Consider the following 26,519-nt stretch of genomic DNA (forward strand, 5'->3'; position numbering starts at 1 on the left):
CACGGCCCCGGACAGCAGGATCATCAGCGCGGTCGCAGTGCAGATCACCAGCGTGTCGATGAACACGCCCAGACCTTGCACCAGCCCCTGACTGGACGGGTGGTGCGGGTCAGGCACCGCAGTTGCCGCGATGTTGGGGGCGGACCCCATCCCGGCCTCGTTACTGAACAATCCGCGTTTTACGCCGTTCATCAGGGCGGCCATCAGACCGCCGGTGAACCCGCCCGCCGCCTGTTCGAACCCGAATGCTGATTGGACGATCAACGCCAGCATTGCGGGCACTTCGGTGATGTTGATGACCAGCACGTAAAGCGCCACCAGCAGATAAATACCGGCCATGGCGGGCACGATTTTTTCGGCGACCCGCGCGATGGACCGGATGCCACCAAAAATGACGATTCCGGCAAGGCCCGCGATAACCAACCCCGTGACGATACCGGGGATGTTGAACGCTTCGGTCATTGATTCCGATATCGAATTGGACTGGACTGCGGAAAAGATCAGCCCGAACGACAGGATCAGACAGACGGAAAACGCATAGCCCATGGCGCGGCTGCCGACCCCGTTGGCCATGTAGAACGCAGGTCCGCCCCGATACTGGCTGTCAGCGTTGCGGACCTTGTAAAGCTGGGCCAGCGTGCTTTCGGCATAGGCTGTGGCCATGCCCACAAGGGCCACCATCCACATCCAGAATATCGCACCCGGACCGCCCAGATAGATGGCGACCGCGACGCCCGCCAGATTGCCCGTACCGACCCGGCTGGCCAACGAGATCGTCAACGCCTGTAACGGAGAGATGCCTTCGGCAGATGTGTTGTTGGACCCGATGATGACGCGGAAATATTCGGGGAAATGCCTGAACTGGATAAACCCCAGACGGATCGTGAAAAACACTCCGACCCCCAGCAGACCATAGACCAGAACGTAGCCCCACAGGACATTGTTAAGGAAATCGACGAGTAGCGTCATGCTGGCACCCCTTGGTAAACGGTTTGTGATTATTGACCTAGGGCAGGGCCAAGGCGGAGCAAGCGTACGCGATTGCGCGCTTTTCAGTCTGCCGGTCGCGTGCTAGTGCGCCGTCACAAACGCAAACCATTTTGAAAGAGGCTATCATGGCTGTTGAACGCACACTGTCCATCATCAAACCCGACGCGACCAAGCGGAACCTGACCGGCAAGATCGTCGCCAAGTTCGAAGACGCTGGCCTGCGCGTCATCGCATCCAAGCGCATCCACCTGAGCCAGGCCGAAGCAGGCAAATTCTACGAAGTCCACGCCGAACGTCCGTTCTTTGGCGAGCTGACCGAGTTCATGGCATCCGGCCCGGTCGTCGTGCAGGTGCTGGAAGGCGAAGGCGCCATTGCGAAAAACCGCGAAGTCATGGGCGCGACTAACCCCGCAGACGCAGCCCCCGGCACGATCCGCGCGGAGTTCGCGGAATCCGTCGGTGAAAATTCTGTCCACGGGTCTGATGCACCGGAAACCGCAAAAGAAGAAATCTCGTTTTTCTTCTCTGGTCTTGAACTGGTCGGCTGATACGACAAAGGCGGACCCGAAGGTCCGCCAATTCATGCCGTTTGAAGGGGACTGTGCCGATGCGGCACGGTCCCTTTTTCGTAAAGATGCGCGCGCAAGATCGCGACGTTGCGCCGGTTGGCCTTGAACCGGGCGTCGAACAGATCGCCGACGATCGGGATCGACCCGATCAGCACGTCCATGGCTGTGTTCAGACCCATGCGCGCCACAACATGCGATGCAGCGCCCAAACGTTTGGCTTCGGCAATGATCATCAGGGCCGGGACCATCATCAGCGTGTCACCGATTCCTGGGATCAGGCCGATGATCGCATCCCAGCCGACCCGCATGCCGATCACCGGAATGCGAAACGCCGAATCCAACTGCACAGACATCTTTTCAAGTCTTTGAAGCCGGGTTTCGTGATCCGTCATAGCGATGATTTGTCCGGCGTACGTGCAATGATCCAGATCGCATGCACGATACCGGGGATGTATCCCAGAATCGTCAAGACGATATTGATCCAGAAATGCTTGCCAATGCCGACCTGCATAAACACGCCAAGCGGCGGCAGGATAATAGACAGAATAATGCGGACAAGGTCCATAGGGGTCTCCTTTTCGGTGTCACCTCACCAATGCGCGAGCGTGGCTTTGGTTCCCGATCAGACCCATATGAACAGCCCAGCCAGACGGCTGACCAACGCGGTCAGATGCTGGCAAAATCCTGAAATGTATAGGTCACCGTCGCGGACCCTGCCTGCGTGGCCACGCGCTTGATGACGCTTGTTTCTTTTTGATGGGATTGCGGTTTTTCGGTCGTGTTCTTCAGGGGGGTGTTCAGTTGGGTCGCCATGATGGTCTCTTTCGGTCGCTGTCTCCCCCACGCAAAGCCTGCGCGAAGAAAACCGCAAAACCAAATTAAATTAGGGTTCAGTGTTCGGATGACTGCGGTTTATGCAAATACTGTGTCGATTCGGTCCTATTTCTTCTTTGGGCCCGACCGTTTCAGCGGCGCAGCACCGCCCTTGCGTGGGCCGGCAGGCTTGCCACCCGGCGGCGTGAATCGTTTCGACGTATCAGACGCACTGGGTTTGGGTTTTGGTCCAGCAGGGCCAGACTTGCCTTTGAAACCGGCTCCATCGGATTTGCCTTTGTAGCCCGCGCCGCCCTCTGACTTGCCCTTGTAGCCGGGTTTGCCATCGGATTTGCCTTTGTATCCAGCGCCTTCTGACTTGCCTTTGTAGCCCGGTTTGCCGTCGGATTTGCCCTGATACGGCTTGCCGTCGCCTTTGGGGGCATAGGGTTTTTTGGCCGGGGCGTCTGACGATCCCTTGTCTTTCCAGACGGCTTTTGCGCGTGGCTTGGCCGGGGTGACCGCGCCGTCATAATCGCGGCGTTCAGGTTTTGCGCGGGGTTTACGCGGTGCGATGGCGGCCACGTCTTCCTGCCGCGATGGCGGCGGTGTCGCGCTGTCACGCGGTTTGTCATAACGCGGTTTGTCTGCGCGCGGTTTGCTGTCTTGCGGCGACGCGTCATGATCACGCTTTGACGGGCGCGGGCCACGGCTGCCCAGGTTTGGCACACCATCGACCGGTTCCAGCTTTGCCTGATTTTCCAGACTCATGTCGGACCCGACCGATTTCAGGAATCCTGCAACTGCGGGTTCCGAAATTTCCACAAAGGTTTCATCGGATTGAATGCGAATCGCGCCGATTTCCTTTTTCGTGATGTCGCCCGCCTTGCACAGCATCGGCAGCAGCCAGCGCGCTTCGGCCTTTTGGTCGCGGCCCACATTGACGCGGAACCATTTTGACGGGCCAAAGGCTTCTTTGGGTTCGCGCGGGGGACGGTCAGCGCGCGGCGCACCGGGTGTCGGTGCTTCGCTTAGGTCTTCGGGGGCGGATTGGCGACCCTGATACAGACGCAGATAGGCGGCGGCGATCTGGTCGGCAGAATGCAATTCCAGCAGGCGCGCGGCAAATGCGGTTTCAGCTTCGGTAAAGGTTTCGGACCAGATTTCGTCGGCCAGCAGGCGTTCTTCGTCCTTTTGCAGGATTTCGTCCGCCGAAGGAGCCTTGGCCCATTCGGCGTTCAGCTTGCCCCAGTTCAGCAGGTTTTGCGCGCGGCGCAGCATCTTGGGCGGCACGATCATGGCGCTGACACCCTTGCGGCCCGCGCGGCCTGTACGCCCCGACCGGTGCAGCAGAATTTCGGCATTGGTCGGCAGTTCCGCGTGGATGACCAGTTCCAGATTCGGCAGGTCGATGCCGCGTGCAGCAACGTCGGTCGCCACGCAGACGCGCGCACGCCCATCGCGCATCGCTTGCAGCGCATGGCTGCGTTCCTGTTGCGACAGCTCGCCCGACAGTGCAACAACGGCAAACCCGCGGTTCGACAAGCGTGTCGTCAGGCGGGTGACCATTGCGCGCGTGTTGGCGAATACGATGGCGTTGGGCGCCTCGTAGAACCGCAGCAGGTTGATGATGGCATTGTCGGCGTCGTGCTGTGCCACGCTCAAAGCGCGGTATTCGATGTCGGAATGCTGCTTTTCCTTGGATGCCGTCACGATGCGTTTCGCATCGGTCTGGTAATCCTTTGCCAGCCGTTCGATCATCGGCGGCACGGTTGCCGAAAACATCAACGTCCGGCGTGTGGCAGGCGCTTCGCCCAGAATGAATTCCAGATCTTCCTTAAAACCAAGGTCCAGCATTTCGTCAGCTTCGTCCAGTACAATGGCGCGGGTGTCCGACAGGTCGATGTTGCCGCGCGTGATGTGATCGCGCAGCCGGCCCGGTGTGGCCACGACGATATGCGCGCCGCGATCCAGTGCGCGGCGTTCGTCGCGCACATCCATGCCACCCACGCAGGATGCCAGCACGGCGCCGGTGGGTGCATAAAGCCACGTCAATTCGCGTTTCACCTGCATCGCCAGTTCGCGGGTCGGGGCCACGATCAACGCCAGCGGACGTCCGGCTGGGCCGAATGTGCCGTCCTCTGCCAGAATGGTCGGGCCGATGGCCAGGCCAAAACCAACGGTCTTGCCCGATCCGGTCTGTGCGCTGACCAAAAGATCATCGTCGACAAGCGTGGGGTCTGTGACCGCCTCTTGCACGGGGGTCAGGCTGTCATAGCCTTGTTGCGCCAGGGCGCGGGCCAGGGTCGGGATCATATCGGTCATGGGTGCTGTCTTTCGGTCGGCGGTTGGGCGCGCCCTACGCCCCTCTGTTGCTGTTGTATAGTGTCATTCGCGTGTGGGCAGTGGTGGCGGGCGGCGGCCCGCCGTCGCTGTGCGGACCCGCCAACGCCGGAAAACGACCAGCGCCAGCCAACCGACACCCGCCACAAACGCCGCAAATGTCGCGGTGCTGCCCCAAGTGATGACCGGGCCGAGCGGTGCGGCAGTGGCCGGATCGGATGCCTGCATCGGGTCTTCGATCTGCATGGCGGACAGCGCGACCGTGTTCCACAACCCGTGCAACACGATCGCGGGCCACAACGATGCGGTCTGCAACGTGATGGCCCCCAGCAGCGCCCCGAATGCAAATGTAAAAGCCACCTGGTTCAGTGTCAAAATTGCCGACTGGCCCGATAGGGTATTGGCGACATGGGCCACCGAAAACACGGCGGAACAGATCAACAGCGCCCGGCCTGCGCTGTAGCGTGCCCGCAGACCATGCATCAGGATCCCGCGAAACATCACCTCTTCGCTCACGCCGATGCCCATGGCAAACAAAAGCGTCCAGATCAGGGTGGGAATGACATCGGCGTCGGCAGGAAAGCGCACCGCCGCTGACAGGATCGCCAGATAAAACAGACCCAGCGGCACGAGGAACCAAGAAAACAGACGCAGACCCGCAGGGTCCGAACGCCCAATCAGACTGGATGATCGCAGCCAGCCCATCAGCCAGACCGTAAACACAACCAATCCGGCATAGCCCCATTGGAACAGCACCGTCACGGCGTTCGCCGTCAGATCAAGCTGTCCGGTGCCATCCGTGCGGTCCGCGTTGTCCTGCAACAAAACGGGGGCAATCAGGATCGCGGACAGAATCGCAAGCGCGGCCCAGGCAGACCGGAATCGGTTGCGGTCACATAGGCCGGACAATCGTGACACTGAAATTTCTCCGACGTTACGGGACCGCGCACCTTAGGTGTGGCCGGGTGGGCCACACCACAAGTGTTACGCGGTGTCGCGCGCTTCGCGGGTGGCCAGCAGGTCGCGCGCACGTTTTTCAGCGCGTCGCACCCGGATGAACGTCATATAGCTTTCTTGCAGCGTCTGGGATGACGCCCCCAGAATTTCCGCAACCTGATCGACGATCTTGATGTCACCGGTGCGCGCCTCGTCCGCCAGCGCTTTGGCCGCCAACTCGTTGGCGACCTCTTCGACATAAGATGCCATCAGCGCGTATTTTCCGTCAAACGACGGCGCACATAAGTCTGCACGCTTTCAATCATCGGGTCCATATGCGGATCTTCAAAGAAATGGCCCGCACCCTCGACGACTTCGTGGGTGACGGTGATCCCTTTCTGGTCATGAAGCTTGTTGACCAGATTGACCGTATCGGCGGGCGGTGCCACACGGTCGGCTGCCCCGTTGATGACCAAGCCAGAAGACGGGCAGGGTGCCAGAAAGCTGAAGTCGTACATATTCGCAGGTGGGCTGACGCTGATAAAACCGGTGATTTCCGGCCGACGCATCAACAGTTGCATCCCGATCCACGCGCCAAAGCTGAATCCAGCGACCCAGCAATGTTTCGCATTGGAATTCATCGATTGCAGGTAATCCAGCGCAGATGCGGCGTCAGACAACTCTCCGATGCCTTGGTCGTATTCGCCTTGGCTGCGCCCGACACCGCGGAAGTTGAACCGCAAAACGGTGAACCCCATCTGATAAAAAGCGTAGTGCAGGTTATAGACGACCTTGTTGTTCATCGTGCCGCCGAACTGCGGGTGCGGATGCAAAACGATGGCAATGGGGGCGTCACGGTCTTTTTGGGGGTGATAACGGCCTTCGAGGCGACCTTCGGGTCCGGGGAAAATGACTTCGGGCATCTTGGCCTTTGCTGCGTTGGGAGGGGGCGCTTGACGTTGGTCCCGCACCACCTTAGAACTATTCTAAATCCATGGCCATGGGGCCACGTGGGTTGACGTGACCTAATCAGGCTACACCTTTTCGTCAATGAATTTGCGACTTTTGGGTCGGTCGGGAGATTTTATGAAGCTAAGCACCAAGGGCCGCTATGCAATGGTCGCGCTTGCCGATCTGGCACTCCAGCCGCAGGGGACGCTTATTAACCTGACGGAAATTTCCAAACGTCAGGATATCTCTTTGCCTTACCTCGAACAGTTGTTCGTAAAATTGCGGCGGGCGGAATTGGTGGAATCGGTACGTGGGCCGGGTGGCGGTTACCGTCTTGCACGCGCGGCATCGGACATCCGCGTCTCTGATATTCTGGGTGCCGTGGATGAAACCGTCAGTGCGATGCACAAGGGGGCAGGCGCGTCTGGCGGGGCCTCTGGCAGTCGTGCGCAATCCCTGACCAATCGGTTATGGGAAGGGCTAAGCGCCCATGTCTATGTGTTTTTGCACCAAACCCGCCTGTCGGATGTGGTGGGCAATGCCATGGCACCCTGTCCGGCCGTTCCCGCCCTGTTCGAGGTCGTCGACGAAGCCTGACGCCGCCAGTCAGAATACAAGTTTTGCATAGCCCAGCCAAAAGAAGCCATGACACGCAGCTATCTGGATCATAACGCGACGACGCCACTGCGCCCCGAAGCGCGGGCCGCGATGGTGGCCGCGATGGACGTGGTGGGCAACCCGTCGTCGGTCCATGCCGAAGGCCGTGCGGCCAAGGGGCTGGTGGAACGTGCGCGCGCCCAGATCGCCGACGCCGTCGGCGCGACAAACGCCGATATCGTGTTCGTGTCAGGATCGACAGAGGCCGCGGCACTGGCGATGGCTGGACGCAATCTGCGGTGTGCAGGTATCGAACACGAAGCGGTGCGCGCATGGTGCGACGTGTCGCTGACTGTGACAGACGGTGCAGTCCTGACCGACGACCCCGCGATATCCACCATTCAGCTTGCCAATTCCGAAACCGGAATTTTGCAGGATTTGCCGCAGGGTTTGGCGGTCAGCGACATCACACAGGCCTTTGGGCGCGTGCCATTTGCCTATGGCTGGTCCCGCGTGGGACAGGTGTTTTTGTCTGCGCATAAATTCGGTGGCCCCAAGGGTGTGGGGGCGCTGATCGTGCCAAAAGGTTCCGATATCGCCGCGCAGATCAAAGGGGGCGGTCAGGAAATGGGCCGCCGGTCCGGCACTGAAAACGTGATTGCCATCGCAGGCATGGCTGCTGCGGCGACGGCCGCACAGGTCGAATTGACCAATGGTGTCTGGCAGCGGGTTGCGGAACTTAGAAATATTCTAGAAAAGGCCATTGCGGCGGCGTCTTCGCAGACTATTTTTGTAGGGAATGACCGTGCGCGGCTGCCGAATACCAGTTGCTTTGTCACGCCCGGCTGGAAGGGCGAAACGCAGGTGATGACGATGGATTTGGCAGGCTTTGCCGTATCGGCCGGGTCGGCCTGTTCCAGCGGCAAGGTCAAATCCAGCCGGGTGCTTCAGTCGCTGGGTTTCGCGGACAACGACGCAGCCTGCGCGCTGCGGGTCTCTTTGGGGGCCGATACGACACAGGACACGGTCTTGCGCTTTGCAGATGCATGGGGCGCCAAGGTCAAACGAATGCAAGCGGCGTGACGCCGCAAGAGAGGTAAAGATATGACTGCTTTGGATCAAGTCGAGGTCAAGGAAGGTGTCGATCAGGAAACCGTCGATGCGGTGGCCCAGCTCTCTGGTGCGTATAAATACGGCTGGAACGACGACGACATCGAAATGGAATACGCGCCCAAGGGCGTAAATCCCGATATCGTCAAACTGATTTCCAGCAAGAACGAAGAACCCGATTGGATGACCGATTGGCGTCTGTCGGCCTTTGAACGCTGGGAAACCATGCGCGTGCCGAACTGGGCGATGCTGAAGCTGGCCGATATCGATTTTCAGGACCTGTATTACTATGCGCGTCCCAAAAGCATGGAAGTGAAACCCAAGTCGCTGGACGAGGTCGATCCCAAGCTTCTGGAGACCTACAAAAAACTGGGTATCCCGCTGAAAGAGCAGGCCATTCTGGCCGGTGTCGAAGGTGCCGAAAACGAACTGCCCGAACGCAAGGTCGCTGTGGATGCGGTGTTCGATTCCGTGTCCGTCGGGACGACCTTTCAGGCAGAGCTGAAAAAGGCCGGCGTAATCTTTTGTTCGATTTCCGAAGCGATCCGCGAACATCCCGAACTGGTCAAGAAATACCTTGGCACCGTCGTGCCGCCGTCGGACAATTTCTATGCCACGCTGAATTCGGCTGTCTTTTCGGACGGGTCTTTCGTCTACGTGCCGCCCGGTGTGCGCTGCCCGATGGAACTGTCGACCTATTTCCGGATCAACGCCGAGAACACCGGCCAGTTCGAACGCACGCTGATCATCGCGGACAAAGGCAGCTACGTCAGCTATCTTGAAGGCTGCACCGCACCCAAACGCGACGTGGCCCAGCTTCACGCGGCGGTTGTGGAAATCATCATCGAAGAAGACGCCGAAGTGAAATATTCCACCGTCCAGAACTGGTATCCCGGTGATGAGAACGGCAAGGGCGGCATCTATAACTTTGTGACGAAGCGGGCGGATTGCCGCGGTGACCGGTCCAAAGTCATGTGGACACAGGTCGAAACCGGTTCTGCCGTGACGTGGAAATATCCGTCCTGCATCCTGCGCGGCAACGACAGCCAAGGCGAATTCTATTCCATCGCCATCGCCAACAACTATCAGCAGGCCGACACCGGGACGAAGATGGTCCATTTGGGCAAGCGCACCAAGTCGCGCATCGTGTCCAAGGGGATCAGCGCGGGCCATGCGCAAAACACCTATCGCGGGCTGGTGTCGATGCATCCCAAGGCCAAGGAGTCGCGCAACTATACCCAGTGCGACAGTCTGTTGATCGGGTCGCAATGCGGCGCGCACACGGTTCCCTATATCGAGGTCAAGAACAACTCGAGCCGGGTGGAACACGAAGCGACCACATCCAAGGTGGACGACGATCAGCTGTTCTATTGCCGCTCGCGCGGGATGGACGAAGAAGAGGCGGTTGCTTTGGTCGTGAACGGGTTCTGCAAGGAAGTGCTGCAAGCCTTGCCGATGGAATTTGCCATGGAAGCACAGGCGCTGGTGGCGATTTCACTCGAAGGGTCTGTCGGATGATCGTCACCACGACCCCGACCATAGAGGGCCGGACGATCACCGCCTATCACGGGTTGATTGTGGGCGAAGCGATCATGGGCGCAAATTTCGTCCGTGATTTCTTTGCCTCTGTCACCGACGTGATTGGCGGAAGATCAGGATCATATGAAAACAAGCTGAAGCACGCGCGCGACATCGCAATGCGCGAACTTGAAGATGAAGCCCGCGCCAAGGGGGCCGATGCCGTGGTCGGTGTCGATCTGGATTACGAAGTTGTCGGCGACAGTATGTTGATGGTGTCGGTGTCCGGGACGGCCGTGTCGCTGAGCTAGAAATGACAGGGCGTGCAGCGCCTTACGAAAAGGAAGAAAATATGCTGAATATCAAAGGCCTGAAGGTCGATCTTGAAGAAGAAGACAAATCCATCCTGAAGGGTGTCGATTTGGAAGTGAACGCAGGTGAAGTCCATGCGATCATGGGTCCGAACGGGTCCGGCAAATCCACCCTGTCCTATGTTCTGTCCGGCAAGGACGGGTACAAGGTCATGGGCGGCACAGCGACGCTTGACGGTGCCGATCTGCTGGACATGGAACCCGAAGAACGCGCCGCCGCCGGCCTGTTTCTGGCGTTCCAATATCCGGTCGAAATCCCCGGCGTCGGTAATATGACATTCTTGCGGACCGCCGTGAACGCACAGCGCAAGGCGCGCGGCCAGGACGAACTGACAGCGGGTGAGTTTCTGAAAGAAGTACGCGCGCGCGCCAAGGATCTGAAGATCGACGCAGAAATGCTGAAACGTCCCGTCAACGTCGGTTTTTCCGGCGGCGAGAAAAAGCGCAACGAAATCCTGCAAATGGCGATGCTGGAACCGAAAATGTGCATCCTCGACGAGACCGACTCTGGTCTTGATGTCGATGCGATGAAACTGGTCGCGGACGGTGTGAACGCGCTGCGGTCCGAAGGTCGCGCCTTTCTGGTCATCACGCACTACCAGCGCCTGCTGGACCATATCAAACCGGACGTGGTCCACATCATGTCCAATGGCCGCATCATCAAATCGGGTGGCCCGGAATTGGCACTGGAAGTTGAAAACAACGGTTACGCCGACTTGCTGGCGGAGGCTGACTGATGGCTTTGCCAAAACCCAAACAGGACGCGACCGACGCGCGACTAGGCGCTGTCAATGTGCCGGACGGGCCCGCATGGGCGCGCGCGGCGCGGACGGATGCGATGGACCGCACCGCTGCAATGGGTCTGCCACATCGGCGCGATGAATACTGGAAATTTACCGACCCTTCCGCATTGGTCGCTGTCGATGCGGCACCCGCTGACGTGTTGGACGACGACGATGCACTGTTTTCCGGTTCCGGCGCGCTGACGCTGGTGTTCGTGGACGGTGTGTTCGATGCGGATGCGTCCGACGATCTGGCTGGCGAAGGGATCGAGATTTCGCGCCTTGCCGATGCGCAAGACCTGCATTGGGCGCGCGATCTGTATGGTGCGTTGGAAACGGCGGGCCAGACCCCCGTGGAACGTCCCTTGGCTGCGCTGAACACCGCCACAGCCACAGACGGCGTGCTGATCCGGGCCACCGGAAACGTGGCGCGCCCCGTTTGCCTGCGATATCGCCGTTCGTCGGATGATGCCGACGTGGTGCTGCACCATGTCATCCGCGTCGAAACCGGCGCGCAGGTCACATTGCTGGAAACAGGATCGGCTGCGGCGCGCCTGTCGACAGTGACCGAAGTGTCGGTTGCGGATGGTGGCACATTCCATCACGTCCGACAGCAAGGCCGCGACCACCAGCGCCGGATGAACACCCATACCTTTGCCCGCATCGGTGCTGAATCGACGTTCAAATCCTTTACCCTGTCGTTGAACGGCATCCTGACGCGCAACGATTGCGTGATCGAGATTCTGGGCGACGATGCGATTGCCCATGTGGCGGGTGCCTGCGTCGGTGACGGTGACAATTTTGTCCATGACGACACGATTTTCATCACACATGACGCCGTTGGATGCGAATCCCGTCAGGTGTTCAAAAAGGTGCTGCGCAACGGTGCAGTCGGCGTGTTCCAAGGCAAGATCCTTGTGAAGCAAGGCGCGCAGAAAACAGATGGCTACCAGATCAGCCAGTCCTTGCTGCTGGACGGCGACAGCCAGTTTCTGGCCAAGCCGGAATTGGAAATCTATGCCGACGATGTGGCCTGTTCGCACGGGTCCACATCTGGCGCGATTTCCGACGAGGCGTTGTTCTACCTGCGCTCGCGCGGTGTGCCGGAAAAGCAGGCGACGAACCTGCTGACACTGGCGTTTCTGGCTGAAGCACTAGAAGAAATCGAAGACGACGCATTGGCTGACGATCTGCGCGACCGGCTGGCCGGTTGGCTGGATCGCCACGCAGGCTGATGGCCGTCACGACCGATATTCTGCGCACGTGGCGCGCGCCGCGCCGCGTCATGCGAGAGCTGCTGGACCAAGGCAAGCGAGAGGATCGCGCGGTTGCCTATCTGATCGTGTTCTGTCTTTTGGTTTTCATCGCGCAGTGGCCGCGGCTGACGCGGCGGGCCGCAGGGTTTGAAATCGCGCCGGGCACCGAACCGCCGGACCTGTCACAACTGATGACATACGAGCTTTTTGCATGGCTCATGGTCTGGCCGCTGGCCTTGTATGGTCTGGCGGCCCTCAGCCATCTGATCGCAAAGGTTCTGGGTGGTGCTGGCAGTTTCTATTCCGCGCGGCTGGCGTTGTTCTGGTCGCTTTTGTCCAGTGTGCCTCTGCTGTTGCTGTATGGACTGATGGCCGGTTTTCTGGGGCCGGTGTCCGGCACGCAATTTGTCGGCGCAGCATGGCTGATCGGCTTTGGTTATCTGTGGCTGCAAACCCTGCGCGAGGCTGAAAAGTGACATCAACGGAATTCATCAAGTGGTCGCTTTTCAACCCAGCGGACGTGTCGCGGATGCTGATGCGATACACACTGTCACGCGGCACGGTCTGGTCGATGATCGTGCTGGTGTCCATTGTCAGCACGCTGCTTGTGTCTGTCGGTGGATTGATCAGCATGGGCGCTGTCGCGGCTGATGTGATGACACCCTTTGTGTTGTCGATCGTGCTGATGTCGTCGCTGACGGTACTGATTTTTGCGATCTATTTGACCGGCCGCATGCTGGGTGGAACGGGGCGGCTGGATCAGACGGTACTGTTGGTCGCATGGTGGCAGGGCATCGGATTGGTTATCCAGGCCGTGCAGACAGTGTTTCTACTGGTGCTGCCACCGGTGTCCGGTCTTCTTGCCCTGATCGGCATGGCATGGCTGTTGTTCGCGTTGCTGCATTTCGTGAATGTGCTGCACGGTTTTGACAGCCTGCTGAAGTCTTTGGGCACCGTCGCCTTAGGAGTCGTTGGATTTTCCTTTGGCATCGCAATTTTTCTGACGCTGATTGGCGTCGGGGTCCAAGGGGGATCCATCTGATGTTCGACGTCGACGCAATACGCGCGCAGTTCCCGATCCTGTCCCGGCAGGTGAACGGCAAGCCACTGGTATATCTGGATAACGGCGCATCCGCACAGAAACCGCAGATCGTTATCGACGCGGTGACACGCGGCTATGCCGAAGAATACGCCAACGTTCATCGTGGCCTGCATTTTCTGTCCAATCTGGCGACAGACCGGTACGAATCCGTACGCGGCGTGATCGCGCGATTTTTGAACGCTGGGTCCGAAGATGACATCATCCTGAATTCAGGCACGACCGAAGGCATCAATATGGTGTCCTATGGCTGGGCCGCACCGCGTTTGCAGCCCGGCGATGAAATCGTGCTGTCGATCATGGAACATCACGCCAATATCGTGCCGTGGCATTTTTTGCGCGAACGGCAGGGTGTCGTGATCAAGTGGGTCGATTGCGATGCCGATGGCGTGCTGGACCCGCAAGCTGTGCTTGATGCGATCGGTCCGAAAACAAAGCTTGTGGCAATCACGCATCTTTCCAATGTGTTGGGTACAGTCGTTGATGTGAAATCCATCTGCGCGGGTGCCCATGAAAAAGGCGTTCCCGTCCTGATCGATGGCTCACAGGCTGCCGTTCACATGAAGGTCGACGTGCAGGATATCGGCTGCGATTTTTATGCGATCACGGGTCACAAGCTGTATGGTCCGTCGGGGTCCGGGGCGATCTGGGTGCATCCCGACCGGATGAAGGAAATGCGCCCGTTTCTGGGGGGCGGCGACATGATCCGCGAGGTCGCGCGCGACACCGTGACCTACAACGATCCGCCCATGATGTTCGAAGCCGGCACGCCCGGAATCGTCCAAACCATCGGGCTGGGCGTGGCGTTAGAGTGGATGATGGACGTGGGCATGGACAATATAGCGCGCCACGAATCCGATCTGTGCCACTATGCGCAGGACCGTTTGCGCGGATTGAACTGGCTGCAGGTGCAGGGCAATGCGCCCGGCAAGGCCGCGATCTTTTCGTTCAAGATCGAAGGTGCGGCCCATGCGCACGATATCTCGACGGTGCTGGACAAAAAAGGCGTGGCTGTGCGCGCAGGATCTCATTGCGCCATGCCGTTGATGGATCATCTGGGCGTGCCCGCGACCTGCCGCGCGTCCTTTGGTGTGTACAACACCCGGGCAGAAGTCGACGTGCTGGTCGACGCGTTGGAATTGTGCCACGAACTTTTTGCCTGATTTGCCGTTGCGGGGCCGGGTGCGCGGCGCTATAGCGGCAACAACGGTCCGTTAGCTCAGCTGGATAGAGCGCTGCCCTCCGAAGGCAGAGGCCGCTGGTTCGAATCCAGCACGGACCACCATCTATACCAAACAGACACGCAGCGTTTTTGGCCCGTAACGGGCTGACGTCTGTTGTTGGTATTTGCGGAAATTTGGTAGGCCCGGCAGGACTTGAACCCGCAACCAAAGCGTTATGAGCGCTCTGCTCTAACCAATTGAGCTACAGGCCCGCTGTGGTCTGAATAGTCATTCAGCGCACGCGGTCAAGCATCAGTTGTCGATGGGTTGTGTGATCAGGATTTCTGTCAGCAGCGTGATCATTTCATTTTCTGATGCGCTGAACACGTCGGGGTTGCCGTCCAGGTCGGCCAGGACGGCAATGTCAGCTTGCGTCAAAGGTGCGTCTGAAAAAGACGCCTGCTTTGGCGCGTCCACATACGGTCCATCCAGCGTGCCATCGGTTGGCACAAGCGGTATGACCTCTGCCATCGCGGGCAGGGCGGAAACGGCAAATGCCGCTGCAATATATGTCATTGTACGTGTCATCATGTCTGAGAAACGTCCTAGTGCGCTAAAAGTTTCCTAAATTCGGCAACAACTCGCCGATCATTGCAGTGGTGTTGCTACATTGCACAGGGACGCGTCTTGGTTTACCTCGCGGACAAAGCGGATCGGGGACCAGACATGACCAAGAACGGGCTGACCTATGCACAGGCAGGGGTCGATATCGATGCAGGCAATGCGTTGGTGGAACGCATCAAACCAGCGGCAAAGCGGACGCAACGCGCGGGGTCCATGGCGGGGCTGGGCGGCTTTGGCGCGCTGTTCGATCTCAAGGCTGCAGGCTACAATGATCCCATCCTTGTGGCGGCGACCGATGGTGTCGGCACAAAGCTGCGGATCGCCATCGACACAGGCCATGTCGACACCATCGGGATCGATCTGGTGGCCATGTGCGTCAATGACCTTGTTTGCCAAGGTGCGGAGCCGCTGTTTTTTCTGGATTATTTTGCGACCGGCAAGCTGGAACTGGACGCTGCAACCCGCATCATCGCAGGCATCGCCGAGGGCTGCGCGCTGGCAGGCTGTGCCCTGATCGGCGGCGAGACGGCCGAGATGCCGGGCATGTACCACGGCGGCGATTTTGATCTGGCGGGTTTCAGCGTGGGTGCAATGGAACGCGGTGCCGATCTGCCCGCTGGCGTCGCGCAGGGCGATGTTTTGCTGGGGCTGGCCAGTGATGGCGTGCATTCCAACGGGTATTCGCTGGTGCGCCGGATCGTCGATCACGCGGGGCTAAGCTGGTCTGACGACAGCCCGTTCGGCACCGGCACGCTAGGCGAGGCGCTGCTGGCGCCGACGCGGCTGTATGTAAAACCGGCCCTTGCCGCGATCCGGGCGGGCGGCGTGCATGCGCTGGCCCATATCACAGGCGGCGGGCTGACAGAAAACCTGCCGCGCGTGCTGCCGGATGATCTGGGGGTGGATATCGAACTGGGCGCGTGGCCGCTTTCGCCTGTTTTCGAATGGCTGTCCCGCACCGGCAAAATCGAAACCGCAGAAATGCTCAAGACGTTCAATGCCGGAATCGGCATGGTGCTGGTGGTTGATGCCGACTGCGCGGATGCCCTGACAGCCTTGCTGACAGAGGCAGGCGAACGGGTGCACCGTCTGGGGCATGTCACGGAAGGTGCCGGCGTGCGCTATGCCGGGACGCTTGCATGAAAAATGTCGCGCTGCTGATCTCTGGCGGGGGATCGAATATGGTGGCGCTGGCCCGTGACATGACGGGCGATCACCCCGGTCGCCCCAAACTGGTGCTGTCCAACGTGCCGCAGGCGGGCGGGCTGTTAAAAGCCAGCGCGCTGCGCATTCCGACGGCTGTTGTCGATCACCGCGACCATGTCGGGCGTCTGTCGTTCGAGGATGCGATCAACGCCGAACTGACCGCTGCAAAAATCGACGTGATCTGTCTTGCGGGTTTCATGCGGATCCTGACATCTGAATTCACGCATCGCTGGCAGGGGCGGATGCTGAACATCCATCCGTCGCTTTTGCCCAAATACAAAGGGTTGCACACCCATGCCCGCGCGCTCGAAGCGGGCGATACAGAACACGGGGCCAGCGTGCATCTTGTGACCGGCGATCTGGACGATGGGCCAGTGCTGGGGCAGGCGCGGCTGTCGGTCCGCGCGGACGATAGCGCGGCAAGTCTGGCTGAACGTCTGCTGCCGCTGGAACACAGGCTTTATCCCGCAGTGTTGCGCCGGTTCCTGACCGACGACCCGACACCGGTGCTGATCGACGCCCGCGATTGAGCGTACTTTCCGAATCGTTGACGATCCCGTAGGCAGGGGCAACAATTTTTGTGCCGCAAGGCCAATATCATGCCGAGGCGACATGCAGACCATCACAACGACGACAGACCTTGCCGCATTCTGTACCGAAGCGGCAAAGCGCCCTTATGTGACGGTTGATACGGAATTTCTGCGCGAACGGACCTATTATTCGAAACTGTGCCTCGTGCAGCTGGCTTACCGCGATGAAAACGGCGACGACGCCGTGCTTGTCGACCCACTGGCAGATGGGCTGTCGCTGGAACCGCTGTATGATCTGTTCCGTGACGAAGGCGTGGTAAAGGTATTTCACGCCGCGCGTCAGGATCTGGAAATCTTTTGGGTCGATGCGCAGGTGATTCCATCGCCGTTGTTCGACACGCAGGTCGCGGCAATGGTCTGCGGCTATGGCGACCAAGCCGGATACGAAACACTGGTCCGCAAGATTGCAAAGGCACCGTTGGACAAATCCAGTCGGTTTACCGACTGGTCGCGGCGTCCGCTGACAGATGCACAGAAAACATACGCTTTGGGGGATGTGACCTATCTGCGCGACATCTACGAAGTGCTGTCCGAACGTCTGCGCAGCACCGGTCGGCAAAAATGGGTGCAGGAAGAAATGGCCGTTCTGAACGATCCGGCGACCTATACGTCCGATCCCGAAACGGCGTGGAAACGGATCAAGACCCGCACCACGTCAGGCCGGTTTCTGGCGATCGTGCGCGAACTGGCCAAATTCCGCGAAACCTATGCCCAGATGCGGGATATCCCGCGCAACCGGGTCTACAAGGACGACGCGCTGGTCGAACTGGCATCCACCAAACCAGCGGACGACAACGATCTGTCCCGGTCCCGTCTGCTGCAACGCGAAGCCCGCAAGGGCGACATTGCTCAGGGAATCCTTGACGCTGTGCGCAGGGGGCAGGCCGTGCCGCAGGATCGGTTGCCAAAAGTGCCGGGCGGTGCGGACAAACTACAGGTCAATCCTGCGATTGCAGACATGCTGCGGGTGCTGCTCAAGGCGAAATCCGAAGAAACCGATGTGGCACAAAAGCTGATCGCGTCATCCGCCGATCTGGACGCACTGGCCGCCGGGCAGCGCGATATGGACGCACTGAAAGGCTGGCGCAAAGAGGTGTTTGGCCGCGACGCCATCCTGTTGACCGAAGGCAAGGTCGCTTTGGCGGTCGATGGTGCGCGTGTGATTACGGTGCCCCGCTAGACGTTTTGTGTCATCGTCCCTAGATGTGGGATGACACACAGGAGTACGTCATGGCCACTGCCGCATTCGAAGAGCTTGTTGATACGTTTGAATTTCTGGACGACTGGGAAGACCGGTATCGTCACGTGATCGACATGGGCAAAGCGATGCCGCCGTTGGAAGACGCGCTGAAAGTTCCCGCCACCAAGGTTGATGGCTGCGCTAGTCAGGTCTGGCTGGTGCCCGCGCCGCAGGCCGGAACCTATCATTTTCGGGGTGACAGCGACGCGATGATCGTCCGCGGTCTGATTGCGGTGCTTGGCACCTTGTATGACGGTGTGCCGATGGGTGACGTGCCCCGGATCAATGCGCGCGCTGAACTGGAACGTCTGGGTCTGAATGATCACCTGTCGGCACAGCGGTCGAACGGGCTGCGCGCGATGGTGGAACGGATTCAGGCGACCGGCGGCGCCTGATCAGGCGTTTGCCAACGCGTCTGCCAGATCGCCATATCCGCTAAACCGACGTTCAAACGTCAGCCCCATACGATCTGCGATCATTCGGGCCCGGTCGGTCAGATCCGGCGCATTGGTCTGTGCCAAATAGACCAGCGTTTCGTAATGTCCGAAATACATATCCAGAAGTTCGGGGTGGCGGTCCAAACCCAGCGGTTTCCACACGAAAGCGTCGAATTGCCGGGTCAGGAAATCCGTCAGATAAAACGCCGTGATTTCATCCGCGTGCGCGGCAAATCGGTTGTTGCCTTCGAAAAAACTATAGCAATGGGGGCCGGGTATCATGCTGACGCCCAAATCGTCGCAAGCGGCCTGCAACTGTCCACCTGTGCCGCAATCGGCATAAACGACCAGGATTCGGTCGTAGGCATCGCGTTTGTCCGCAACGATATCACGGACGGCAGGCACAATACGTTCTGGATGATTATGCCAGATTGCAGGCAGACATTGCAGATCGAGATGGTCCCAGCCGTTCAATCGTTTCAGGGCCACGATTTCATGCGCCAGGGCACCGCAGGCAAGCAACAAGACCCGCCCGTGCCCCAAGGGCGCGAGGCCATCATTGGTCAGATCGCGGTCACGCAAGGTCAGCGCGGAAGGCGTGTCAGCACTGTCAACACCAGACCCACCGTTGCGAGTGCTGGCATCAGCGCCCAACCGACCGAGAAGTTCGCGATCCAAACCGTCAGCACCGACAGGGCGATGACGACTGCAATCAGAAGGGCGAACAGTTGGATAGGCATGGCATAATTCCACAGGTAACAACGATAGCCTGACGGCATTCCCAACACCTGTCTACCCAATGTTCGCCACAACCAAAAGCAGATCAGTGCGCGGCGGCTTGATTGTGCTTACGGGCCATGAATGTCTTTGCAGTTTCGACGGCCACAGCCGCGTCACGGCAGTAAGCGTCGGCACCAATGGCTTTGCCAAATTCTTCGTTCAGGGGCGCGCCACCGACCAGAACGATGTAATCATCACGCAGACCTTTTTCGATCATCGTATCGATCACGACCTTCATATAGGGCATTGTGGTTGTCAGCAGGGCCGACATGCCCAGAATGTCCGGACCTTCGGTTTCCAGCGCTTCCAGATAGGTTTCGACCGCGTTGTTGATACCCAGATCGACCACTTCGAACCCGGCACCTTCCATCATCATGCCGACAAGGTTCTTGCCGATGTCGTGGATGTCGCCCTTGACTGTGCCGATGACCATCTTGCCGACGCGCGGTGCCCCGGTTTCGGCCAGAAGCGGTTTCAGGATGGCCATGCCACCCTTCATCGCGTTGGCGGCCAGCAGCACCTCTGGCACGAACAGGATACCGTCGCGGAAATCGGCACCCACGATGGTCATGCCGCCGACCAGTGCATTGGTCAGGATTTCATAAGGCTGCCACCCGCGATCCAGCAGGATTCGCACGCCTTCCTCAATTTCTTCCTTCATGCCGTCATAAAGGTCGTCGAACATCTGGGCGACAAGGTCTTCGTCGTTCAGGTCTGAGAGGATGATTTCGTCGTCGTCGGACATATTGGCTGGCCCTTGTGCACAAGAAGTTGAGCGTTTCCGGAACTCTATGCGGCAGGTGGGGGCGTGTCACGTGGCGAATAACGACACATCACAGGGTCGCGCCGACGTGATTGCGGCTGTTCCCTTTATGTTCTATATTTGCCGCATGGATGATGCCGTACCTTTGCCGTTTCGCACGCCCGGACGGGCGGCGCTGACCAACCCGGACAATCGGTTTGACCGTCTGGCGACGCAGGCCATCGACGACGGCTGGCCGTCGGATGATGCGCCGCCCGTATTGCGCACGACTGTTGCCGACGAACGCCCGCGCCGCGTCATCACGCGTAATACATCGCCCGACATCGGTTTTGACCGGTCGATCAATCCGTATCGCGGTTGCGAACATGGTTGCATTTATTGCTTTGCGCGGCCCAGTCATGCCTATCTTGGCCTGTCGCCGGGGCTGGATTTTGAAACCCGTCTGATCGCCCGCCCCGACGCACCTGACCTGCTGCGTCGGGAATTGTCAGCCGCGTCCTATGTGCCGAAAACGATCGCCATCGGGACCAACACCGACCCCTATCAGCCGATAGAACGTGACCGCCGGATCATGCGGCAAATCCTGCACGTGCTGTCGGATTTCAATCATCCGGTCGGGATCGTCACCAAGGGTGCGCTGATCGCCCGCGACATCGACATCCTGGCACCTATGGCGGCCAAGGGGCTGGTGCGGGTCGGCATATCCATTACGACGCTTGACCCCGCGACCAGCCGCGCGATGGAACCACGCGTGCCGCATCCTGCGGCGCGGCTGCGGGCCATCCGCCAGCTTACGGATGCCGGGATCGATGTGCGCGTGATGGTGTCGCCCATCGTGCCTGCGCTGACCGACCACGAGCTGGAAAAGATTCTGACCGCTGCAGCCGACGCGGGTGCGGTCGCCGCGTCGTCCATCGTGCTGCGCCTGCCGCGCGAGGTCGCGGGCCTGTTTCGTGAATGGCTGTCACAGGCGTACCCTGACCGCGCTGCCCGCGTCATGGCACGGGTGCGTGAATTGCACGGCGGCAAGGAATACGACCCCGAATTCGGCAAGCGGATGACGGGGCAGGGCGAATGGGCCCGGCTGATGAAACAGCGGTTCGATCTGGCCGCAAAGCGGCTGGGGCTGGACCGCAAGCTGTCGCCGCTACGCACGGACCTGTTCAAGGTGCCGCCAAAGCCCGGCGATCAGATGTCGCTGTTCGATTGATCCCGCCGCGCGGTCAGGGCCTGCGCCGTCCACGACGTTCGGCGCGGACCGGTCCATTCCCGTCGGTGCCGTCGCTTTCGGACGAAAACGCACCCAAGGCTGCGGTAATGTCGTCCAGCGTAGGGCGCGCGCCTTTGGATCGGGTTTCCAGTGCGTTGCGCATCGCGCGCAGGTGTTCGGGCGTCGTGCCACAGCAGCCGCCAATGATTTTGGCGCCGCAGTTGCGGGCCAGTTCGGCATAATCCGCCATCAGTTCCGGTGTGCCGTCATAGTGGATATGACCGTCGTGATATTTCGGGATGCCTGCGTTGCCCTTCGAAATCAGCGGCAGGTCCGGCCCTGCGTCGGCCATGCCTAGGATCGTGCGCAGCAAATCAGACGCGCCTGTGCCGCAGTTGGCACCAAATCCCTGTGGTTGGTAATCCAGCTTGCCCACGGATTTGACCATGTCGCGGCTGGTGACACCCATCATGGTGCGTCCTGCGGTGTCAAAGCTCATGGTGCCGCACCACGGCATGTCGGCCAGACGGAACGCTTCGGCAGCGGCCTTGTATTCTTCGAATGCGGAAATGGTTTCGACCCACAGCACGTCTGCACCGCCTGCTTTCAGACCCTCGGCCTGTTCATGGAACATTTCGACTGCGATTTCATGGGTCAGGCTGCCCATCGGGGCCATGATATCGCCCGTTGGCCCAACGGACCCCGCAACGATGATGGTGCGATCGGATTTGTCGGCGACGTTGCGGCCCAGTTCGGCAGCGGCGCGGTTCAGTTCCATCACGCGACCTTGGGCATCGTGCAGTTTCAGCCGGCTGGCGTTGCCGCCGAACGTGTTGGTCAGAAACAGGTCGGACCCGGCATCGACAGCGCCTTGATACAGGGCCGTGATTTTTTCGGGATGATCGACATTCCACATCTCTGGCGCATCGCCAGATGACAGGCCCATGTTGAACAGGTTCGTGCCGGTCGCGCCATCGGCCAGAATCCAGTCGCGCTGTGCAAGCATGTCCGCAAAAGCTGTGGTCATTGTCATTCCCTCAATACCAAAAAGGGGCACCGGCGTCACCGATGCCCCGTTGAATGTGTTCTATCCGGCTTGCGGACGGGCGGCAATATCAGCCCTGTTCGTCCAGCAGTTGTGATTTGGCGACCACGGCCAGTTCCGCCATCTTGGCGCGGATTTCTGCGTCAGACGTCTCGGCGGGCAGGTCGCCGCGCACCTTGCGGAACACGTCTTCGTCACCTGCTTCTTCGAAATCCGATTTGATGACCTCTTTGGCATAGGCCTGCGCGTCGTCGCCGGACTTGCCCATCAGTTCTGCCGCCCACAGGCCCAACAGCTTGTTGCGACGTGCTTCTGCCTTGAACTGCATTTCAGCGTCGTGGGCGAATTTGTTTTCGAAGGCGTTTTCACGCTCTTTCATGCTGGCCATGGACAGATCATCCCCTGTTTTGCGGTTGTATAGGATTAGATATGCAGTCCGACCCGCTTGCCCGCAAGGGGGCGGTGTCGTAAGACGCGGCCACGCGCGCCCAATACGCGGCGCGGCTAATACTGCGGGGCACCCATGGCACGTCGTAAACTGGTCTACGAAGGCAAGGCGAAAATTCTGTACGAAGGCCCGGAACCCGGCACCTTTGTCCAGTACTTCAAGGATGACGCCACCGCAGGTAACGGCGCCAAGAAAGACGTGATCGAAGGCAAGGGTGTGCTGAACAACCGCCTGTCCGAATTCTTTATGACCGGATTGGGCAATATCGGCATTCCCACGCATTTCATCCGGCGTCTGAACATGCGCGAACAGCTGATCCGTCAGGTGGAAATCATCCCGCTCGAAGTGATCGTGCGCAACTTTGCCGCCGGGTCGATGGCCAAGCGTCTGGGCATGGAAGAAGGTGCCACCTTGCCGCGCCCCATCGTGGAATTCAGCCTGAAAGACGACAAGCTGGGCGATCCGCTGGTGCCCGAGGAATACATCATCGCATTCGGCTGGGCGTCGCAGCAGGATATGGACGACATTGTCAGCATGGCGCTGCGGGTCAATGATTTCATGTCAGGTGTGATGTTCGGTGTCGGCATCAAGCTGATCGATTTCAAAATCGAAATCGGCCGCATCTGGGACAACGATTTCATGCGGCTTGTCGTGGCCGACGAAATCAGCCCCGACAGCTGCCGTCTGTGGGACGTGGAAACCGGGCAGAAGCTGGACAAGGACGTGTTCCGTCAGGATCTGGGGTCGCTGTCGGATGCCTATACCGAAGTGGCGCGGCGTTTGGGCGTTCTGCCCAGCAATGTCACCCACCGCCCCAAGCCTACATTGATCAACTAAGGATTTCCCGATGAAAGCCAAAGTGCATGTCATGCTGAAAAATGGTGTCCTCGACCCCCAAGGAGAGGCGATCCGCCACGCCTTGGGCGCGCTGGGGTTCGACGGCGTCAACGGTGTGCGTCAAGGCAAGGTGATTGAACTGGATCTGGCCGACGGCACGACCGAAGCGCAGATCGCGGACATGTGCGACCGGCTGCTGGCGAACACAGTCATCGAATCCTACCGGATCGACATCGCCTGATGAACTGCGCCGCCGACATGGATAGGGCGATGACAGCCCCCCATGCCGCGCAATGCAAATTTTGTTCCCACCCACACCGTCCGGCGCATCGGCCGGACGCGCCTACGGCCCCACAAAGGATACTGTCATGAAAGCTGCTGTCATCGTCTTTCCGGGGTCCAACTGTGATCGTGACATGGCGGACGCCTTGCGCGCGGTGGGCGCGGATGTGCGCATGGTCTGGCACAAGGACGCCGACATCGGGGATGTCGATCTGGTGGCGGTGCCGGGCGGTTTTTCGTTTGGTGATTACCTGCGCTGCGGGGCGATTGCGGCCAACAGCCCCGTTTGTGCCGCGCTCAAGGCGCATGTGGATCGTGGCGGATATGCGCTGGGGGTCTGTAACGGATTTCAGGTGTTGACCGAAACGGGTCTGCTGCCCGGGGCGCTGATGCGAAATGCGGGCCTGACGTTCGTGTGCAAGACGACACCGTTGCGTGTGGCCACGACTGACAGTGTGTTTACCGAAGCTTACGATGCTGACGAGATCATCAGCCTGCCGGTCGCGCATCACGATGGTAACTATTTTGCCGATGCCGACACGTTGCGTGCGCTGGTCGACACCGACCGGGTCGCGTTCACCTATGGCGCGAATTTCAACGGTAGCCAAAACGACATCGCAGGAATCCTGTCGGAAAACCGCCGCGTGCTTGGCATGATGCCGCATCCCGAACGGGCTGTGGATGCCGCCACGGGGAATACAGCTGGCGTGTCGCTGTTCCGTGGCCTTGTGCGGCAACTTGCCGACGCCTAAGCGGCCGCTTGCCGCACCGCGGGCACAGTCCTATCTAAACGTCATGAAACGCGTGCCAATCCAGACCGTCCGCGCGGCGCTTGTCCGCTGGCGCTTGCGCTTTGCTGTGCTGGCATTGTGTCTGGCTGGGGCAGGGACGATCTATGTCACCAACCTGTTGCTGACCGAACGTTTTACCGAATCCACCCGTAACCGGGCAGAGGTGCGTCTGACCCTGTTCGTCGCCAACCTGATGAGCGAATTGCAGCGCAATTCGATTGTTCCGCAACTGTTGGCGCGCGACCCCGCCTTGATCAGCGCGTTGGAAAGCGGCGATTTCTCGCTTTCTACTCAGCGGTTGTTGTCGTTTGTCGATGAAATCGGCGCGGCGTCGCTGATGCTGCTGGATCGTGACGGCCGCGTTGTCGCTGCCACTGAACGGCAACGTCTGGGCGAAACATTCCGCAATGCACCCCAGTTCGTCAACGCGATGCGCAGCAATGCCACCGTGTTCACGCGGGGCGAAACTGCGCAGGGCGGGTACAATTTCATTTACTCGCGCAGGCTGGATTCGAACGCCGGTAATTTGGGCGTCATCGTGGTCGCCGTCGATCTGGCGAAGATCGAACGCGGCTGGGTCGGGGTGTCGGATGCTGTTTATGTTGCCGACAGCGAAGGGTTGATCATCCTGTCCACAGAACCGCGCTGGCGCGGCCAACAGGAATCGGTCGCCCTGGAACTGGAACCGCCGACGGGGGCCATTGAACGCGCGTTGCGCGCGACCGAAGACTGGACCGAACTGCCCATTGATGCCTATTTCCGGGGCGAGGCCGTGCTGCGCCGCGAAGCAAGGGTGCCGTTTCAGGGCTGGCGCATGGTCAATTTCACCAGCTACGCCAGCGTGCGCGAACGGGTGAACGGCGTGCTTGCGCTGGAAGTCATGGCCTTTGCGATCCTGCTGGCGCTTTTGTTTTGGTATGCATCGCGCCGCGCGGCGACGCGGGTGGCCGTCTATGAACAGGAATCGAACGAATTGCGGGCGCTGAACGCGGCGCTGCAACGTGAAATCGCCGCCCGCAAGCAGATGGAACGCAGCCTGCAAGTCGCAGAGCAGACGGTCGAGCAGACATCGAAGCTGGCCGCCTTGGGTGAAATGTCGGCGGCGGTCAGTCACGAATTGAACCAGCCACTGGCCGCCATGAAAACCTATCTGGCGGGGGCGCGTCTGCTGTTGCAGCGCAGACGCCCCGAAGAAACGCTGTCATCGTTCCAGCGGATCGACGATCTGATCGACCGGATGGGCGCGATTACGCGACAGTTGAAATCATATGCGCGCAAGGGGTCGGATGCGTTTGAAGCAGTCGATGCCCGTGCGGCGGTATCATCGGCGCTGTCGCTGATGGAACCGCAATTGAAAACGCGCGACGTTGAAATCAGCCGGACATTGCCCAGCGGGCCGGCCATGATCTTTGGCGACCGTCTGCGTCTGGAACAGGTTATCATCAATCTGCTGCGCAATGCGCTGGATGCGACCAAGACGGCAGATGAGCCGCGTATCGACGTCATTCTTGCGGTGGGTGAAACCGTCACCCTGACGGTGCGCGACAACGGCACGGGGATCGAGGATCTCGATGAACTGTTCGAGCCATTTTACACAACGAAACAGCCCGGCGACGGTGTCGGGCTTGGACTCGCGATTTCGTCCGGGATCGTGAACGATCTTGGCGGGCGGATGATCGCGCGCAACGGTGCACACGGCGGGGCAGTGTTCGAAGTGCAGTTGCCCCTGCTCAAGTCGGCCATGAAAGCCGCAGAATAAGGACAAGAC

At 59.6% G+C, this 26,519-nt stretch carries 33 protein-coding genes and 2 tRNA genes; 20 read left to right on the plus strand and 15 right to left on the minus strand.

The genetic code is table 11. The features are described 5' to 3' along the window. Window positions 1-969: sodium:alanine symporter family protein (locus tag GZH79_RS10785; protein ID WP_249219115.1), on the minus strand; the 969-nt coding region annotated here is incomplete at its 3' end. Window positions 970-1,115: 146 nt separating this feature from the next. Between GZH79_RS10785 and ndk the strand changes: the two genes are divergently transcribed. Continuing rightward, window positions 1,116-1,538, plus strand: a complete 423-nt coding sequence (gene ndk / locus GZH79_RS10790; RefSeq protein ID WP_211643788.1) for a nucleoside-diphosphate kinase — start codon at window positions 1,116-1,118, stop codon at window positions 1,536-1,538. A gap of 32 nt (window positions 1,539-1,570) precedes the next feature. Here ndk and GZH79_RS10795 read toward each other — a convergent pair whose 3' ends face one another. From GZH79_RS10795 to GZH79_RS10825, 7 genes are all read right to left on the minus strand, one after another. After that, window positions 1,571-1,951, minus strand: a complete 381-nt coding sequence (locus GZH79_RS10795) for a DUF4112 domain-containing protein (RefSeq protein WP_211643789.1) — start codon at window positions 1,949-1,951, stop codon at window positions 1,571-1,573. Further along, window positions 1,948-2,124, minus strand: a complete 177-nt coding sequence (locus tag GZH79_RS10800) for a YqaE/Pmp3 family membrane protein (protein WP_211643790.1) — start codon at window positions 2,122-2,124, stop codon at window positions 1,948-1,950. Before GZH79_RS10800 ends, GZH79_RS10795 begins: the two co-directional genes overlap by 4 nt. A gap of 101 nt (window positions 2,125-2,225) precedes the next feature. After that, window positions 2,226-2,372 carry a hypothetical protein gene (locus GZH79_RS10805; protein ID WP_211643791.1) on the minus strand — a complete coding sequence of 49 codons (147 nt, stop codon included), beginning with the start codon at window positions 2,370-2,372 and terminating at the stop codon, window positions 2,226-2,228. A gap of 126 nt (window positions 2,373-2,498) precedes the next feature. After that, window positions 2,499-4,688 carry a DEAD/DEAH box helicase gene (locus GZH79_RS10810; RefSeq protein ID WP_211643875.1) on the minus strand — a complete coding sequence of 730 codons (2,190 nt, stop codon included), beginning with the start codon at window positions 4,686-4,688 and terminating at the stop codon, window positions 2,499-2,501. A gap of 72 nt (window positions 4,689-4,760) precedes the next feature. Continuing rightward, a complete protein-coding gene (locus GZH79_RS10815) occupies window positions 4,761-5,633 on the minus strand; it encodes a type II CAAX endopeptidase family protein (RefSeq protein WP_211643792.1) in 873 nt (290 codons plus the stop codon). Between the two features lie 66 nt (window positions 5,634-5,699). Then, window positions 5,700-5,921: a hypothetical protein gene (locus tag GZH79_RS10820; protein WP_211643793.1), complete on the minus strand. Its 222-nt coding sequence runs from the start codon at window positions 5,919-5,921 to the stop codon at window positions 5,700-5,702. Then, entirely contained in the window at window positions 5,921-6,574 is a 654-nt protein-coding gene (locus GZH79_RS10825; protein ID WP_211643794.1) for an alpha/beta hydrolase, read from the minus strand. The genes GZH79_RS10820 and GZH79_RS10825 overlap by 1 nt, the downstream gene beginning before the upstream one ends. A 163-nt stretch (window positions 6,575-6,737) precedes the next feature. Here GZH79_RS10825 and GZH79_RS10830 point away from each other — a divergent pair, with 163 nt between their 5' ends. The 10 genes from GZH79_RS10830 (at window position 6,738) to GZH79_RS10875 (ending at window position 14,620) form a co-directional block, all read left to right on the plus strand. After that, the gene (locus GZH79_RS10830) at window positions 6,738-7,199 is read left to right on the plus strand and encodes an Rrf2 family transcriptional regulator (RefSeq protein WP_211643795.1); all 462 of its coding nucleotides are present in this window, start codon (window positions 6,738-6,740) and stop codon (window positions 7,197-7,199) included. 48 nt (window positions 7,200-7,247) lie between these two features. After that, on the plus strand, window positions 7,248-8,282 hold the full coding sequence (locus GZH79_RS10835; RefSeq protein ID WP_211643796.1) for an aminotransferase class V-fold PLP-dependent enzyme: 1,035 nt from the start codon (window positions 7,248-7,250) through the stop codon (window positions 8,280-8,282). A 21-nt stretch (window positions 8,283-8,303) separates the two neighbouring features. Then, window positions 8,304-9,827 (plus strand): Fe-S cluster assembly protein SufB, encoded by a 1,524-nt coding sequence (sufB, locus tag GZH79_RS10840; protein ID WP_211643797.1) that lies wholly within the window; start codon window positions 8,304-8,306, stop codon window positions 9,825-9,827. Continuing rightward, the gene (locus GZH79_RS10845; RefSeq protein ID WP_211643798.1) at window positions 9,824-10,138 is read left to right on the plus strand and encodes a heavy metal-binding domain-containing protein; all 315 of its coding nucleotides are present in this window, start codon (window positions 9,824-9,826) and stop codon (window positions 10,136-10,138) included. Before sufB ends, GZH79_RS10845 begins: the two co-directional genes overlap by 4 nt. 41 nt (window positions 10,139-10,179) lie before the next feature. Beyond that, window positions 10,180-10,935 carry a Fe-S cluster assembly ATPase SufC gene (gene sufC / locus GZH79_RS10850; protein ID WP_211643799.1) on the plus strand — a complete coding sequence of 252 codons (756 nt, stop codon included), beginning with the start codon at window positions 10,180-10,182 and terminating at the stop codon, window positions 10,933-10,935. Next, on the plus strand, window positions 10,935-12,215 hold the full coding sequence (locus tag GZH79_RS10855) for a SufD family Fe-S cluster assembly protein (protein WP_211643800.1): 1,281 nt from the start codon (window positions 10,935-10,937) through the stop codon (window positions 12,213-12,215). Before sufC ends, GZH79_RS10855 begins: the two co-directional genes overlap by 1 nt. Next, window positions 12,215-12,712, plus strand: coding sequence for a YIP1 family protein (locus GZH79_RS10860; protein ID WP_211643801.1), 498 nt, complete (start codon window positions 12,215-12,217; stop codon window positions 12,710-12,712). Before GZH79_RS10855 ends, GZH79_RS10860 begins: the two co-directional genes overlap by 1 nt. Next, window positions 12,709-13,278 carry a Yip1 family protein gene (locus GZH79_RS10865; RefSeq protein WP_211643802.1) on the plus strand — a complete coding sequence of 190 codons (570 nt, stop codon included), beginning with the start codon at window positions 12,709-12,711 and terminating at the stop codon, window positions 13,276-13,278. Before GZH79_RS10860 ends, GZH79_RS10865 begins: the two co-directional genes overlap by 4 nt. Continuing rightward, window positions 13,278-14,498 (plus strand): cysteine desulfurase, encoded by a 1,221-nt coding sequence (locus GZH79_RS10870; protein ID WP_211643803.1) that lies wholly within the window; start codon window positions 13,278-13,280, stop codon window positions 14,496-14,498. The genes GZH79_RS10865 and GZH79_RS10870 overlap by 1 nt, the downstream gene beginning before the upstream one ends. A gap of 45 nt (window positions 14,499-14,543) precedes the next feature. After that, window positions 14,544-14,620, plus strand: a tRNA-Arg gene (locus GZH79_RS10875). Window positions 14,621-14,693: 73 nt separating this feature from the next. Here the strand turns inward: GZH79_RS10875 and GZH79_RS10880 are convergent. Further along, a tRNA-Ile gene (locus GZH79_RS10880) sits at window positions 14,694-14,770 on the minus strand. Window positions 14,771-14,810: 40 nt separating this feature from the next. Further along, on the minus strand, window positions 14,811-15,089 hold the full coding sequence (locus GZH79_RS10885) for a hypothetical protein (protein WP_211643804.1): 279 nt from the start codon (window positions 15,087-15,089) through the stop codon (window positions 14,811-14,813). A gap of 135 nt (window positions 15,090-15,224) precedes the next feature. Here GZH79_RS10885 and purM point away from each other — a divergent pair, with 135 nt between their 5' ends. From purM to GZH79_RS10905, 4 genes are all read left to right on the plus strand, one after another. After that, window positions 15,225-16,265, plus strand: coding sequence for a phosphoribosylformylglycinamidine cyclo-ligase (gene purM / locus GZH79_RS10890; protein ID WP_211643805.1), 1,041 nt, complete (start codon window positions 15,225-15,227; stop codon window positions 16,263-16,265). After that, window positions 16,262-16,858 (plus strand): phosphoribosylglycinamide formyltransferase, encoded by a 597-nt coding sequence (gene purN, locus GZH79_RS10895; protein ID WP_211643806.1) that lies wholly within the window; start codon window positions 16,262-16,264, stop codon window positions 16,856-16,858. Before purM ends, purN begins: the two co-directional genes overlap by 4 nt. A gap of 82 nt (window positions 16,859-16,940) precedes the next feature. Next, entirely contained in the window at window positions 16,941-18,098 is a 1,158-nt protein-coding gene (gene rnd, locus GZH79_RS10900) for a ribonuclease D (protein WP_211643807.1), read from the plus strand. 50 nt (window positions 18,099-18,148) lie between these two features. After that, entirely contained in the window at window positions 18,149-18,553 is a 405-nt protein-coding gene (locus GZH79_RS10905) for a SufE family protein (RefSeq protein WP_211643808.1), read from the plus strand. Here the strand turns inward: GZH79_RS10905 and GZH79_RS10910 are convergent, their stop codons facing one another. The 3 genes from GZH79_RS10910 to GZH79_RS10920 all read right to left on the minus strand — a co-directional run bounded on the left by GZH79_RS10910 (window position 18,554) and on the right by GZH79_RS10920 (window position 20,120). After that, window positions 18,554-19,183 carry a DUF1638 domain-containing protein gene (locus GZH79_RS10910; protein ID WP_211643876.1) on the minus strand — a complete coding sequence of 210 codons (630 nt, stop codon included), beginning with the start codon at window positions 19,181-19,183 and terminating at the stop codon, window positions 18,554-18,556. It lies immediately after the preceding gene. Beyond that, window positions 19,180-19,335, minus strand: a complete 156-nt coding sequence (locus tag GZH79_RS10915) for a hypothetical protein (protein WP_211643881.1) — start codon at window positions 19,333-19,335, stop codon at window positions 19,180-19,182. The genes GZH79_RS10910 and GZH79_RS10915 overlap by 4 nt, the downstream gene beginning before the upstream one ends. Before the next feature lie 83 nt (window positions 19,336-19,418). Next, entirely contained in the window at window positions 19,419-20,120 is a 702-nt protein-coding gene (locus GZH79_RS10920; RefSeq protein ID WP_211643809.1) for a B12-binding domain-containing protein, read from the minus strand. Window positions 20,121-20,265: 145 nt separating this feature from the next. On the opposite strand from GZH79_RS10920, the gene GZH79_RS10925 reads away from it, so the two are divergent. Beyond that, window positions 20,266-21,348, plus strand: coding sequence for a PA0069 family radical SAM protein (locus GZH79_RS10925; protein WP_211643877.1), 1,083 nt, complete (start codon window positions 20,266-20,268; stop codon window positions 21,346-21,348). Between the two features lie 13 nt (window positions 21,349-21,361). On the opposite strand, the gene bmt is transcribed toward GZH79_RS10925, so the two are convergent. After that, window positions 21,362-22,375 carry a betaine--homocysteine S-methyltransferase gene (gene bmt, locus GZH79_RS10930; protein WP_211643810.1) on the minus strand — a complete coding sequence of 338 codons (1,014 nt, stop codon included), beginning with the start codon at window positions 22,373-22,375 and terminating at the stop codon, window positions 21,362-21,364. 88 nt (window positions 22,376-22,463) lie between these two features. Next, window positions 22,464-22,781, minus strand: a complete 318-nt coding sequence (locus GZH79_RS10935; RefSeq protein ID WP_211643811.1) for a DUF1476 domain-containing protein — start codon at window positions 22,779-22,781, stop codon at window positions 22,464-22,466. Between the two features lie 135 nt (window positions 22,782-22,916). On the opposite strand from GZH79_RS10935, the gene purC reads away from it, so the two are divergent. The 4 genes from purC to GZH79_RS10955 all read left to right on the plus strand — a co-directional run bounded on the left by purC (window position 22,917) and on the right by GZH79_RS10955 (window position 26,510). Continuing rightward, window positions 22,917-23,678 (plus strand): phosphoribosylaminoimidazolesuccinocarboxamide synthase, encoded by a 762-nt coding sequence (gene purC / locus GZH79_RS10940; RefSeq protein WP_211643812.1) that lies wholly within the window; start codon window positions 22,917-22,919, stop codon window positions 23,676-23,678. A gap of 10 nt (window positions 23,679-23,688) precedes the next feature. Next, on the plus strand, window positions 23,689-23,919 hold the full coding sequence (gene purS, locus GZH79_RS10945) for a phosphoribosylformylglycinamidine synthase subunit PurS (RefSeq protein WP_211643813.1): 231 nt from the start codon (window positions 23,689-23,691) through the stop codon (window positions 23,917-23,919). A 127-nt stretch (window positions 23,920-24,046) separates the two neighbouring features. Next, a complete protein-coding gene (purQ, locus tag GZH79_RS10950) occupies window positions 24,047-24,712 on the plus strand; it encodes a phosphoribosylformylglycinamidine synthase subunit PurQ (RefSeq protein ID WP_211643814.1) in 666 nt (221 codons plus the stop codon). 43 nt (window positions 24,713-24,755) lie between these two features. Then, window positions 24,756-26,510, plus strand: coding sequence for an ATP-binding protein (locus GZH79_RS10955; protein WP_211643815.1), 1,755 nt, complete (start codon window positions 24,756-24,758; stop codon window positions 26,508-26,510). The last annotated feature ends 9 nt before the right edge of the window (window positions 26,511-26,519 follow it).

Source organism: Loktanella sp. SALINAS62, assembly GCF_018263905.1.
Classification (GTDB): Bacteria; Pseudomonadota; Alphaproteobacteria; order Rhodobacterales; family Rhodobacteraceae; genus Loktanella.

What these genes read in the sequence shown, in the direction of transcription:
- GZH79_RS10870 (WP_211643803.1), top strand. Translation starts at nt 13,278, where the DNA reads ATGTTCGACGTCGACGCAATACGCGCGCAGTTCCCGATCCTGTCCCGG.
- GZH79_RS10810 (WP_211643875.1), bottom strand. Translation starts at nt 4,688, where the DNA reads ATGATCCCGACCCTGGCCCGCGCCCTGGCGCAACAAGGCTATGACAGC.
- bmt (WP_211643810.1), bottom strand. Translation starts at nt 22,375, where the DNA reads ATGACCACAGCTTTTGCGGACATGCTTGCACAGCGCGACTGGATTCTG.
- purS (WP_211643813.1), top strand. Translation starts at nt 23,689, where the DNA reads ATGAAAGCCAAAGTGCATGTCATGCTGAAAAATGGTGTCCTCGACCCC.
- GZH79_RS10855 (WP_211643800.1), top strand. Translation starts at nt 10,935, where the DNA reads ATGGCTTTGCCAAAACCCAAACAGGACGCGACCGACGCGCGACTAGGC.
- GZH79_RS10915 (WP_211643881.1), bottom strand. Translation starts at nt 19,335, where the DNA reads ATGCCTATCCAACTGTTCGCCCTTCTGATTGCAGTCGTCATCGCCCTG.
- GZH79_RS10920 (WP_211643809.1), bottom strand. Translation starts at nt 20,120, where the DNA reads ATGTCCGACGACGACGAAATCATCCTCTCAGACCTGAACGACGAAGAC.
- ndk (WP_211643788.1), top strand. Translation starts at nt 1,116, where the DNA reads ATGGCTGTTGAACGCACACTGTCCATCATCAAACCCGACGCGACCAAG.
- GZH79_RS10925 (WP_211643877.1), top strand. Translation starts at nt 20,266, where the DNA reads ATGGATGATGCCGTACCTTTGCCGTTTCGCACGCCCGGACGGGCGGCG.
- GZH79_RS10860 (WP_211643801.1), top strand. Translation starts at nt 12,215, where the DNA reads ATGGCCGTCACGACCGATATTCTGCGCACGTGGCGCGCGCCGCGCCGC.
- purC (WP_211643812.1), top strand. Translation starts at nt 22,917, where the DNA reads ATGGCACGTCGTAAACTGGTCTACGAAGGCAAGGCGAAAATTCTGTAC.
- GZH79_RS10835 (WP_211643796.1), top strand. Translation starts at nt 7,248, where the DNA reads ATGACACGCAGCTATCTGGATCATAACGCGACGACGCCACTGCGCCCC.
- purN (WP_211643806.1), top strand. Translation starts at nt 16,262, where the DNA reads ATGAAAAATGTCGCGCTGCTGATCTCTGGCGGGGGATCGAATATGGTG.
- GZH79_RS10805 (WP_211643791.1), bottom strand. Translation starts at nt 2,372, where the DNA reads ATGGCGACCCAACTGAACACCCCCCTGAAGAACACGACCGAAAAACCG.
- GZH79_RS10885 (WP_211643804.1), bottom strand. Translation starts at nt 15,089, where the DNA reads ATGATGACACGTACAATGACATATATTGCAGCGGCATTTGCCGTTTCC.
- GZH79_RS10830 (WP_211643795.1), top strand. Translation starts at nt 6,738, where the DNA reads ATGAAGCTAAGCACCAAGGGCCGCTATGCAATGGTCGCGCTTGCCGAT.
- purQ (WP_211643814.1), top strand. Translation starts at nt 24,047, where the DNA reads ATGAAAGCTGCTGTCATCGTCTTTCCGGGGTCCAACTGTGATCGTGAC.
- sufC (WP_211643799.1), top strand. Translation starts at nt 10,180, where the DNA reads ATGCTGAATATCAAAGGCCTGAAGGTCGATCTTGAAGAAGAAGACAAA.
- GZH79_RS10800 (WP_211643790.1), bottom strand. Translation starts at nt 2,124, where the DNA reads ATGGACCTTGTCCGCATTATTCTGTCTATTATCCTGCCGCCGCTTGGC.
- GZH79_RS10795 (WP_211643789.1), bottom strand. Translation starts at nt 1,951, where the DNA reads ATGACGGATCACGAAACCCGGCTTCAAAGACTTGAAAAGATGTCTGTG.
- GZH79_RS10825 (WP_211643794.1), bottom strand. Translation starts at nt 6,574, where the DNA reads ATGCCCGAAGTCATTTTCCCCGGACCCGAAGGTCGCCTCGAAGGCCGT.
- GZH79_RS10845 (WP_211643798.1), top strand. Translation starts at nt 9,824, where the DNA reads ATGATCGTCACCACGACCCCGACCATAGAGGGCCGGACGATCACCGCC.
- GZH79_RS10955 (WP_211643815.1), top strand. Translation starts at nt 24,756, where the DNA reads ATGAAACGCGTGCCAATCCAGACCGTCCGCGCGGCGCTTGTCCGCTGG.
- rnd (WP_211643807.1), top strand. Translation starts at nt 16,941, where the DNA reads ATGCAGACCATCACAACGACGACAGACCTTGCCGCATTCTGTACCGAA.
- purM (WP_211643805.1), top strand. Translation starts at nt 15,225, where the DNA reads ATGACCAAGAACGGGCTGACCTATGCACAGGCAGGGGTCGATATCGAT.
- GZH79_RS10905 (WP_211643808.1), top strand. Translation starts at nt 18,149, where the DNA reads ATGGCCACTGCCGCATTCGAAGAGCTTGTTGATACGTTTGAATTTCTG.
- GZH79_RS10935 (WP_211643811.1), bottom strand. Translation starts at nt 22,781, where the DNA reads ATGGCCAGCATGAAAGAGCGTGAAAACGCCTTCGAAAACAAATTCGCC.
- sufB (WP_211643797.1), top strand. Translation starts at nt 8,304, where the DNA reads ATGACTGCTTTGGATCAAGTCGAGGTCAAGGAAGGTGTCGATCAGGAA.
- GZH79_RS10820 (WP_211643793.1), bottom strand. Translation starts at nt 5,921, where the DNA reads ATGGCATCTTATGTCGAAGAGGTCGCCAACGAGTTGGCGGCCAAAGCG.